Genomic DNA, 11,258 nt, shown 5'->3' on the forward strand with positions numbered 1-11,258 from the left:
TTTGGGAAGTTTTGATTAAAATTGGCTATACCTACTTGATAAAAAACACTACGGTTATCCCCACTATATCCGGAGGTTTTCAGCTGAATTTTCTGCCTTTTTTATAAAAGGCAAACACATCTTAAACATAACAAATTGCCGTCACAAAACAAATGATACGCTGTTAAATTCCTCCAAATTCAGGTAATCACTTTCAGCCTACTTTCCCTAACGTTTCAGCCAGAAGTAAAGGTTGTTGTGGAGCAGGCCATTCCGGTAGTATTGGGCCAGGGCTTTCAGTTCCTGCAAATTGGCTTGCTTGTTTTCCGGGGCGGAAGGGGGAGAAGCGGTTGCCGAAAAAGGATTGGCGCCAAATGTTGCCTGTTCCGATTCTCCGAATTTGGTAACCAGATTTGGGCGCACCAGTACGTAATTTTCTTCGGTAAAAAATAAGGCGCGGCCGCTTTGGGTTGTGTCTAAAACGGACTGGCTGAAAGGTAGAAGCTGGTTTGTCGGAAGGTTGAGGTAGTCGGCAATGGTGGCCGGAATATCGGTGTGCTGGGTAATTTTGCCGGGGTGTGGCTCTGGTAATTTTCTGGTGGGGTGGAAGAGCAACAAAGGTACTTTAAACTTGCCTAAGTCGTTCTGGTAGGCCGGGTTTAGGCTTTCCTGCGTGTGGTCGGCGGTTAAGATAAAGAGCGTGTTTGGGTACCAGGGTTGTTTGGCGGCAGCTTTGAAAAATTGCTTCAGGGCGTAATCGGTGTAGCCGATAGATTCGTGGATCGGCAGGTTGCCTTTCGGGAAGCGGCCTTTGTATTTTGGCGGAATGGGGTAAGGCTGGTGTGAGCTTAAGGTGAAAACCGTCGTTAAAAAGGGTTGCTGCTGTTTGTTCAGTTCTTTGGCAAAATACTGCAGGTAAGGCTCGTCGGAAATTCCCCAGTGGCCGTCGAAATCCGTTTTCAGCAATTCTTTCGGGTATTCGCGTAAACCGAAATACCGGTCGAAGCCGGCAATCCGGGAAAAGGTATTGAAGCCCATGGTACCGTTTTCGGCGCCGTGGAAAAAGGACGTCTGGTAGCCCGCACTTTTGGCAATGGTTCCGATACCGATCAGCTTATTGCTCTGGAACTGCGACGTAATATAAGGCTCGTTTAAAAGCGAAGGCAGTCCGCCTAAAATGGAAGGCAGCGCTTCGATGGATTTCCGGCCGTTGGCAAAATTATTCCGGTACAAGGTTCCCTGGGCAGCCAACGAATCGAAGAACGGAGTATAACCTTTTCCGCCGTTTTCGATACCGGTATATTCCGAGGCAAAGCTTTCCAGAATAATTATTACCACGTTGTCGCGCACCGGTTGGCCGGTTTGCTGCTGGTATTTCTCCGGATCAAAATTCAAGGCCTGCAGCAATTCCGGTTCTGAATGGAAGTAGTGCTTTTCTTCCAGTACTGGCCGGTTAATGCTTTTTATAAAAGTAAAAGTGCTGTTCAGACTAACATGTCCCAAAACCGGCGGTTGCTGCACGAACGCGTTAGCCATGCGCAGCGGTTTCAGGCCAATACTTCCCCGGATCATTAAAATGCTGAAAGCCGCAAACACCAGCAAGCCCAGAATTTCCCCGACCAGATTCCGGCGAACATTTGGGTTTTTACTGCCTTCCGGATACCATTTTAAAAGAAAATACAGCAAAGCCGTGCCGATCAAAGGAAAATACCAGTAGTTCAGGATCAGCTGTGCGGTTTGGGCCTGAATGTCCTGGGTAATGGTAAAAAGCTCGTTGGAAGTTCTCCGGCCGATGAATTTGAAGTATTCCAGGTCTATCAGGTTCAGGCACAGGAAAGGGAAGTTGGTAAGCACGAACCAAACCTTCAGAAACAAACCGTAGCTTTTTTGCCGGGTAACCTGCAAAGGCAGCAGCGAGAACAGGATGAAAGGAGCGTTAATGATAAAGATCGCCGAAAGATCGAACTTCAGCCCGATGAGAAAAGCGCCGGAAAGCTGGGCAAAGGTGGCTTCGCGGAAGGCGTTGTAGTTCAGCAGTACAAAAGCGATCCGGAGCAAATAATAAATAGCCAGCAGCCAGCCAAGGCGTTTAAGCAAGTCCCGGAAGTTGTTCCAAAACATCGGTGCGAAAGGGTAGGGGTTTGGGTAAAAAAACGAAAGCCTCTCCGAAAAATTTCAGAAAGGCTTCCGGCATTAAATAAGTTTAGAATTAAGCGTAAGCTTCCAGCACGTTGTTCACGCTGGTGTAAGGCAGGTTGAACGCTTCGGCCACGCCTTTGTACACTACTTCGCCGTTCACCACGTTCAAGCCCAGACGGAGCTCGTCGTTTTGCGAACAAGCTGCTTGCCAGCCTTTATTTGCCAGCAATACCGCGTAAGGTAAAGTAGCGTTGGTTAAAGCTAAAGTAGAAGTAAACGGAACCGCACCCGGCATGTTGGCTACGCAATAGTGTACCACATCGTCGATGATGAAGGTAGGGTTTTCGTGCGTAGTTGGCTTGCAGGTCTCGATGCAACCGCCCTGGTCAACGGCAACGTCAACTAAAACGGTGCCCGGACGCATGTCTTTCAGCATGTCGCGGGTAATCAGGTGAGGCGCTTTGGCACCCGGGATCAATACCGCCCCAATGATCAGGTCAGCCGTTTTGATAGCTTCTTTGATGTTGTAGTGGTTGCTCATCTGGGTTTTTACGTTGGCCGGCATAATGTTGTCCAACTCACGCAAACGGCTCAGGTTGATATCCATGATGGTAACGCTGGCACCGAAACCAGCCGCAATTTTAGCAGCCTGGGTACCTACAATACCGCCGCCTAATACCAGTACTTCGGCTGGTTTTACGCCTGGTACGCCGCCTAATAAAATGCCGCGGCCTTTCATTGGTTTTTCCAGGTATTTCGCGCCTTCCTGAGGAGCCATCCGGCCGGCAACTTCGCTCATCGGAATCAGCAACGGCAGGGAACGGTCTTTTTTCTCCACAGTCTCATAAGCAAGGCAGATCGCTTTGCGCTCGATCATGGCGTGGGTCAGTTCTTCGGAAGAAGCAAAGTGGAAGTAGGTAAAGATAAGCTGGCCTTCTTTAACGAGGTTATATTCAGATGCAATTGGCTCTTTTACCTTGATGATCATTTCGGCAATGCCGTAAACGTCTTCAATAGTAGGCAGGATCTGAGCACCGGCAGCAACGTAATCCTCATCGGAGAAACCGCTTCCTAAACCGGCAGTCGCCTGCACATAAACCGTATGGTTATGCTTTTTAAATTCAGCCACGCCGCCCGGGGTTAAGGCTACGCGGTTTTCGTTGTTCTTAATTTCCTTTGGAACACCAATTATCATTTCAGTAGAATTTTAAGGTAGAAATTTGCGCAAAGATAGGGAGTTTCGGTAAATAAAACAGGAAAAACGAGGAAGGGTGTTCTTTAATTTAAGCAGGGGTTAAAAGTTTGTTTTTCAGGGAAATGAAGGTAGTTAAGAATAACGATTTGGCTTAGCGTTTTGTGTGGCGAAAAAGGAGGCCTTTGATTTTTTCGGAATAAAGCCTACCATTTTTGATAGGTTGATAATGGCATGCTGGTTAGTATCCTTTTTTGTCATCCTGTCTGTACCGGAGCATTTCGGGGAGCGCTAGTGAAGGACCTCGTCGGCTAACAGCAGTTTTTTAGCCTGTAGAGACGTAATATATTACGTCTCCATTCGGGGTACAAACAATTGTGATTGATACCAGAGCCGGCTACGAGGCGGGTACCAGGCGTTGGATATTTGTCGCAATGCTGTGAAAGACGTAATATATTACGTCTCTACAGGTGACTCCGGCAATTGGCCTGACACCTATGGTGAAAATACGCAACAACGGCGAACGGAAGAACCCGCTATGGTTTCCGTTGACTAAAGTCAACGGCAATAGATACAACAAAAACAGAAATTTGAATTCTCCCTTTAAGAATCTTGCTATCCATTGCCGTTGACTTTAGTCAACGGGATTCCGGCATTGCCCCAAACCCCTTCTTGAAAAAAGGAGGGGAGCTTAAAAAATCAAGGTGAAAATTCTAAAGTCCTGAAAATCCTAAAATCCGGTAAATCCTGATTCAGGAAGGGGGATAAATAAAAAAAGGCAGTGAAAATATCACTGCCATTAGTCAAAATAAAACTATGAAAAAACTATTTGAAAGGGACGCTATTGCCTCCTTCTTTTACAATACTTGGTGCTAACAGGCTTTTCACCACGCGGGCTTTTAAAGTAACCTGGGCTTTTTCGGTAACGATGTCGTTCGAATGAATCTCAACAACCTCGTTTCGATCATCTAACAGCGTCGGATTATAAGAAAGTTCCAGAATTGCTTCCTGATTTGGTTTAATTGGTTCCGGAACGGTGGCTAAAGAAACACAGTTGCAGGCAGCGTGCACATCAGAGATCTGCAGCGGGCTTTTGCCGGTGTTTTTCACTTTAACTTTAGCCGAAGTCATCCGGTATAATTCGATCTTCCCGAAATCGTGAACCGGTTGAATAACCGTTAATTTCGGAGAAGCGGCTTTTTGTTCCGGGGTATACGTTTTAGCGGCTTCGGCCTTGCTGATCACATCGCCTTTAATGGTCAGAACCTTTGTTGGCTCGGCGGCATTGGAAGTTACGGTAATGCTTTTGTTAAAAGCGCCCGGACGACCGTTGCTGTTGTAAGCGGCTTTCACGAAACCGGATTTGCCCGGTAGGATCGGCTCTTTCGTCCAGTCCGGCGTGGTGCAGCCGCACGAGGCTTGTACCTGGGAAATAACCACCGGTTGGTTACCCGTGTTCTTGAACCTGAATTCGTGCGTAGCCAGCGTGCCTTCCGTTACTTTCTGGAAGTCGTGGCTCTCGCCTTCAAATTTCAGAACGCCTTGCGCAAAGGCATTGGATGCCAGCAGGAGCATAAGGGCCGGCAAAAAGGTAAAGATTTTTTTCATGGTTAACCGTATTAAAAATTACGTAATTAAATGGTTATTGAAAGCAAATATACAAAATATTGCGGTTTGAAACAGTACAAAAATACCTTCGGGTTGGTTTCCGGCAGGGGCAAATCTTTGAAATCGCTTTAATTTTCGTAATTTTGACTGCTGAATTTAATTAAACAAAAGCCAAATTATGCAGCCAGCAGAACTGACGAAAATTCAAACGCTTACCAAAGAAGAAGTTTTAAATGATTACCGCATTGCCTTCGAAAGCCGGCAGGCCAGTTTAACCGGCCGCAAAGAGGTTTTCATGGGCAAGGCCAAGTTCGGGATTTTCGGCGACGGCAAAGAGGTTGCTCAGCTGGCAATGGCCAAATATTTCCAGCCCGGCGATTTCCGCTCCGGTTATTACCGCGACCAGACCTTTATGTTTGCCACCGGCGAACTTACCGTACAGCAATACTTTGCTCAGTTATACGCACACACCGATGTAGAGGCTGAGCCTGCCACGGCTGGTCGCGCCATGAACGGCCACTTCGGCACCCGCTCCCTGGATGCTGATGGCAACTGGAAAGACCTTACCAAGCTTAAAAACTCGAGTTCCGATATTTCCCCGACCGGCGGACAAATGCCGCGTCTGGTTGGTTTAGCGTATGCTTCAAAATTATACCGCCAGAATCCGGACCTGAAAGGCTTCGATAAATTCTCGGTGAACGGCAACGAAGTGGCATTCGGAACCATCGGCAACGCTTCCACTTCCGAAGGCATGTTCTTCGAAGCCATTAATGCCGGCGGCGTATTGCAGATCCCGATGCTGGTTTCCGTTTGGGACGATGGCTACGGCATTTCCGTACCGGCGCATTACCAGACCACCAAAGGCAGCATTTCTGAGATACTGGCCGGTTTCCAGCGCGAAGCCAAAGGCGAGCAGGGTTACGAAATATTTAAAGTGAAAGGCTGGGATTACCAGGCCCTTTGCGAAACCTACGAAAAAGCAGTAGCCGTTTGCCGCGAAGAACACGTGCCGGTTCTGGTGCACGTAGAAGAAATGACCCAGCCACAAGGGCACTCTACTTCCGGTTCGCACGAGCGTTATAAATCGAAAGAGCGCCTGGCCTGGGAAGAAGAGTTCGACTGCCTGAAAAAAATGCGCGAATGGATCCTGGAAAGCGGCTATGCGAACGCCGAAGCATTGGACACCATCGAAAGTGAAGCCAAAGAAGCGGTAAAACAGGCCCGTGCAGCTGCCTGGAATGCTTTTACTGCCGGTATTAAAGCTGACCACGATAAATGCCAGGAATTGCTGAACAAACTGGTTAGTGAAAGCCAGAGCGAACATGCTTCCAAACTGGCCGAAATTGCCGAAGAACTGCATAAAGCCGTTAACCCGATCCGCGCCGATGCCGTGAAAGCCGCCCGCAAGGCGCTCCGGTATGTGCGTAACGAGAAAACTGCCGCCAAACGCGACCTGAAAGCCTGGCTCGAAGAAGCCATTGGTGAAAATGCCGAACGCTTTAACTCTTATTTATACAGCCAGTCCGAAGAATCGGCTTTGCTGGTGCCGGAAGTGAAACCTGAATTTACGGAGGAAAGCCCGCAGGTGGACGGCCGCGAAGTATTGCAGGCTTGTTTCGATGCCGCTTTGGCGCGTAACCCGGCCGTGTTTGCCTTCGGCGAAGACGTTGGCAAGATTGGCGACGTAAACCAAGCCTTTGCCGGCCTGCAGGAAAAATACGGCGAACTCCGGGTTACCGATACCGGTATCCGGGAATGTACCATTGTGGGCCAGGGAATCGGCGCTGCCTTGCGCGGCCTTCGTCCGATTGCCGAAATTCAGTATTTAGATTACCTTCTGTATGCCATTCAAATTCTTTCCGACGACCTGGCAAGCTTACAGTACCGCACTAAGGGCGGCCAGAAAGCCCCGTTGATCGTGCGTACCCGTGGTCACCGCCTGGAAGGTATCTGGCATTCCGGTTCGCCGATCGGTATGATCCTGAACAGCATCCGGGGCATGCACGTACTGGTGCCGCGCAACATGACCCAGGCAGCCGGTTTCTACAACACCATGCTTCAATCCGACGATCCGGCTTTGATTATTGAGCCGCTGAACGGCTACCGCCTGAAAGAAACCATTCCGGCCAATATCGGAGAGTTTACCGTGCCGTTGGGCGTGCCGCAGGTACTGAAAGCCGGAACGGATATTACCATCGTAACCTACGGTTCTATGTGCCGGATCGTGATGGATGCTGCCACGCAGCTTGAAGAATTCGGCATTTCCTGTGAAGTGATCGATGTGCAGAGCTTATTGCCGTTCGACATTCACCACAGCATTGTAGAATCGGTTAAGAAAACGAACCGCGTCATTTTTGCCGACGAAGACGTTCCGGGAGGCGCTTCCGCGTTTATGATGCAGAAAGTGGTGGAAGAGCAGGAAGCTTACCGTTGGTTAGATTCCCAGCCGCGCACCATTGCCGCGCACGAGCACCGTCCGCCATACGGCTCCGACGGCGATTATTTCTCGAAACCAAACGCCGAAGATATTTTCGATACGGTTTATGAAATGATGCACGAAGCCGAGCCGGCCCGTTTCCCGAAAGTCTATTAAGCGGAAAGCATAAGACAAAAGAAAAGCCTTCTCTTATTTAAAGGGAAGGCTTTTCTTTTTGTCTTAATGGCTTTTTAATTTCTTAGAAGGTGATCTTGATTGGTTCTGTTTCAACGGTATTGCTCAGATTCAGGGCTCTATCGGCAATCTGAACCCGGAACTTCATACGGTCACCGTTTTTAAATTCAGAAGGCAGCAAAGCCGGGATGACCTCAAAACTGTACCGGAGCTCCCCTTCTAGGGCCTTGGTTTTTCCATCCGTATTCAAATGCGTAAAACGGCCGTTATAAGTAATGACGGAAGGCCTGTACGGTTCAAAGTTTCCATTAATCTCGATGAAAGAATCAGCAAAGTAATTATAATAGAATTTATTTCGACCTTCCTGGAAGTCATAGGGTGGTTGGGCGTCTTCCTTTTTTGCGACAGCCTGCAATCCCAAATCGCCGTCTCCGTCTTTAAAATTTACGGCAATTGTAACGAGCGCTTTTCTGCCGCCATCCTCAATATATTTGGTATCTATGGAATTAAATTCTATTTGAGGCTCTTTGGGAAAGTTAGGTTCCTTCCAGCAGGCAGCGAGTACCACTAAAATAGGAAGTAAGCCATATTTACGTAATAAGTGTTTCATTGGAAACGAATAAGAAGCTACTTTTATACCTGAATTAACGCAGCAACGCTGCATTTGTTATCTTACCAATTGAGCAATAATATACAAACTTTTAAAGAACTGCTAACCGGCGCTCAAAGTTTCGATTTTGAAGCACTTGCGCTGGACCTTTTCCGCTACCAGTCGGCCGAAAACAGCGTTTATAAAACCTACCTGCAATGCCTGAAGGTAGATCCGGCTTCGGTTTTTTCGCTGGAAAAGATACCGTTCCTGCCCATCGAGTTCTTTAAAACCCAACAGGTAAAAACCGGAGCATACGAAGCTGAAACCATTTTTAAAAGCAGCGGCACCACCCAAACCGAAAGAAGCTGCCACTACATTGCCGATCTGGATTTCTATCTGAAAAACACCGAAGCTATTTTCGAACAGTTTTATGGAAAGCTTACCGATTACGTATTCCTGGCCTTGCTGCCTTCTTACCTGGAGCAGGGAAATTCCTCGCTGGTAGCCATGTTAGAGCATTTTATAAAAAGGTCGGGACAGCAGGAAAAAGGTTTTTACCTTAACCAACTCGGTGAGTTGAAAAATGCTATTGAAATGGCGCGAAAAACCGGCAAAAAGGCAATGCTTTTCGGAGTAACCTATGCCTTGCTCGATCTGGCTGAAGTTGCCGGCGATACTGATTTTTCGGATGTGATTATTATGGAAACCGGGGGAATGAAGGGCCGGAGGCGTGAAATGATCAGGGAAGAGTTGCATGCCATATTAAAAGCAGCTTTTAAGGTACCCGCCATTCATTCCGAATATGGCATGACCGAGTTGCTTTCGCAAGCGTACTCGGTCGGAAACGGTATCTTTCATGCCCCGAAAACCATGAAAGTCATGCTACGCGACTTGAACGACCCCTTCGATATAAATCCAAACCTTCGCTCCGGCGGCATAAACGTAATCGACCTGGCCAACATTGATTCCTGTGCTTTCATCGAAACCAAAGACATCGGAAAACTTCACCCGGACGGTACTTTTGAAGTGTTAGGCCGCTTTGATAACTCCGATATCAGGGGCTGTAATTTGCTGGTTTCCTGAATTGTTTGATAATTAATTGTTAATTGCAATTTAAGAAAGGTGTTAAAGACGGAAAGATTGCAGCTAGTGCCCTTAGACCAAGCACAGCTACAGGATTATCTGCAAAATAACGGGGCGTTGGAAAAATCCCTGCAGGTTGGTTTTAGGGAAAGATCGGTATCGGAAAGAGTGAAAGCTGCTCTTCTCCGGAAAATCATTCCTGCAGTTGCAGATTCAACCAAAAATTATCTTTTTTCAACTTTCTGGGCAATCATAAACCCGGAAGAAAATTCCATAGTAGGTGAAATTTGCTTTAAAGGAAAACCTAATGAAAGAGGAGAGGTCGAAATGGGGTATGGCACTTACAGCGAATTTCAGAATATGGGTTATATGACGGAAGCAGTAGGTGAAATAGTAAAATGGGCACTTGCGCAAAATGACGTAAAGACTGTGCTTGCGGAAACAGACCCAACCAACCTTGCTTCCCATCGCATTCTGAAAAAAAATAATTTTATCAGGTACAGCCAAACCGGAAACAACATTTCCTGGCGGAAGGATAAAATTTAAAATAAAAAACGGTAGATTTTCCTCAGAAAACCTACCGTTTTTTTATAGCAATCAACAATTAACAATTAACAATTAAACAATTTAAACCGAAGCTTTCCCGGCGTACAATCTGGCGTCTTCTTCCGAAATTTCGGCATCGCTCATAATTACCAGGCGTTCTACCACGTTGCGGAGTTCCCGGATATTGCCGCGCCAGTCCAGGTTCTGCAAATAGGTGAGGGCGGCCGGCGAAATGGTTTTGGTTTTAACGCCTTGGTCGCGGGCAATGTCTTCCAGGAACTTTTGCACCAGGGCCGGAATATCTTCGCGACGGTCATTTAAAGGCGGCACGTGGATCAGGATCACACCCAGGCGGTGGTAAAGGTCTTCGCGGAAGTTCCTGGCTTCAATTTCTTTCAGCAGGTCTTTGTTTGTGGCAGCAACCACGCGTACATCTACCGGAATTTCCTTTTCACCGCCCACGCGGGTTATTTTATTTTCCTGCAGGGCGCGCAACACTTTTGCCTGGGCCGATAAGCTCATGTCGCCGATCTCATCCAGGAAAAGGGTGCCGCCGTTGGCCTGTTCAAATTTGCCGATGCGCTGTTTAACCGCCGAGGTAAAAGAGCCTTTCTCGTGGCCAAATAATTCACTCTCGATCAGTTCGCTCGGAATGGCAGCACAGTTTACTTCCACCATCGGGCCGGAAGCACGGTTGCTTTTTTCGTGCAGTTGCCGGGCTACCATTTCCTTGCCGGCCCCGTTCGGACCGGTGATCAGCACGCGGGCATCGGTCGGAGCTACCTTGTCAATGGCCCTTCTTACTTTCTCCAAAGCTTCTGAAGTACCTACCATTTCAAAGTTCTTCGAGATCTTCTTCCGGAGTTTTTTGGTTTCCGTTACCAGGTTGGCTTTGTCCAGGGCATTGCGGACGGTAACCAACAGGCGGTTCAGATCAGGGGGTTTCACCAGGAAATCATAAGCGCCTTTCTTGGTTGCTTCTACGGCTGTATCGATGGTGCCGTGCGCGGAGATCATGATAAAAGGAACATCCGGGGAAATTTCCCTCGATTTTTCCAGGACTTCCATGCCATCTATCTTCGGCATTTTAATATCGCAAAGCACTACGTCGTATTTATTTTTGCTGAGCGCTTCCAGTCCTTTTTCTCCGTCTTCGGCCTGGTCTACGGTATAGTTTTCGTATTCCAGAATTTCTTTCAGGGTGCTGCGGATGCCGCGTTCATCGTCAATTATCAGGATTTTAGGCATAAGGTCAGGTAAATTTGAAAGGCCTTAAATTACGTATTTTTCCCAAGCTGTACGTATCCGGCAGGAATAGTTTATCATCTTCAGTAGATTTAATCCGGAAGCTGTATAAACCATTCCTTCTGGCAGTGCTCCGGTCTGTGCGACACAGACCGGGGTGTAATGTTCTGCTACTTTTTAATTATTATGTCATGGGTAACGCAGTAAAGGAACTCGTTGGAAGTTGGTGGAAAGCTTGCTACAGGGTGCCACCAAGGTCTTTT

At 47.7% G+C, this 11,258-nt stretch carries 8 protein-coding genes; 3 read left to right on the plus strand and 5 right to left on the minus strand.

What is annotated here, in order from left to right; genetic code table 11:
• Nucleotides 1-207: 207 nt before the first annotated feature.
• From F0P94_RS12320 to F0P94_RS12330, 3 genes are all read right to left on the minus strand, one after another.
• Entirely contained in the window at nt 208-2,100 is a 1,893-nt protein-coding gene (locus tag F0P94_RS12320) for an LTA synthase family protein (protein ID WP_150904190.1), read from the minus strand.
• 88 nt (nt 2,101-2,188) lie between these two features.
• Nucleotides 2,189-3,313, minus strand: coding sequence for an alanine dehydrogenase (gene ald, locus F0P94_RS12325; protein WP_150904191.1), 1,125 nt, complete (start codon nt 3,311-3,313; stop codon nt 2,189-2,191).
• Nucleotides 3,314-4,135: 822 nt separating this feature from the next.
• Nucleotides 4,136-4,918, minus strand: a complete 783-nt coding sequence (locus F0P94_RS12330) for a DUF1573 domain-containing protein (RefSeq protein ID WP_150904192.1) — start codon at nt 4,916-4,918, stop codon at nt 4,136-4,138.
• A gap of 178 nt (nt 4,919-5,096) precedes the next feature.
• Here F0P94_RS12330 and F0P94_RS12335 point away from each other — a divergent pair, with 178 nt between their 5' ends.
• Nucleotides 5,097-7,511 carry an alpha-ketoacid dehydrogenase subunit alpha/beta gene (locus F0P94_RS12335; RefSeq protein WP_150904193.1) on the plus strand — a complete coding sequence of 805 codons (2,415 nt, stop codon included), beginning with the start codon at nt 5,097-5,099 and terminating at the stop codon, nt 7,509-7,511.
• Nucleotides 7,512-7,593: 82 nt separating this feature from the next.
• On the opposite strand, the gene F0P94_RS12340 is transcribed toward F0P94_RS12335, so the two are convergent.
• Nucleotides 7,594-8,139, minus strand: coding sequence for a hypothetical protein (locus F0P94_RS12340; protein ID WP_150904194.1), 546 nt, complete (start codon nt 8,137-8,139; stop codon nt 7,594-7,596).
• A 69-nt stretch (nt 8,140-8,208) separates the two neighbouring features.
• Here F0P94_RS12340 and F0P94_RS12345 point away from each other — a divergent pair, with 69 nt between their 5' ends.
• Both F0P94_RS12345 and F0P94_RS12350 read left to right on the plus strand, forming a co-directional pair.
• On the plus strand, nt 8,209-9,204 hold the full coding sequence (locus F0P94_RS12345) for an acyl transferase (RefSeq protein WP_225307201.1): 996 nt from the start codon (nt 8,209-8,211) through the stop codon (nt 9,202-9,204).
• Nucleotides 9,205-9,243: 39 nt separating this feature from the next.
• Complete coding sequence (locus tag F0P94_RS12350; protein WP_191907031.1) at nt 9,244-9,750, plus strand: GNAT family N-acetyltransferase; 507 nt, start codon at nt 9,244-9,246, stop codon at nt 9,748-9,750.
• 81 nt (nt 9,751-9,831) lie between these two features.
• Here F0P94_RS12350 and F0P94_RS12355 read toward each other — a convergent pair whose 3' ends face one another.
• Entirely contained in the window at nt 9,832-10,998 is a 1,167-nt protein-coding gene (locus tag F0P94_RS12355) for a sigma-54-dependent transcriptional regulator (protein ID WP_150904196.1), read from the minus strand.
• Between the last annotated feature and the right edge of the window lie 260 nt (nt 10,999-11,258).

It is taken from the genome of Adhaeribacter soli (assembly GCF_008727925.1).
In the GTDB taxonomy this organism is placed as follows: domain Bacteria; phylum Bacteroidota; class Bacteroidia; order Cytophagales; family Hymenobacteraceae; genus Adhaeribacter_A; species Adhaeribacter_A soli.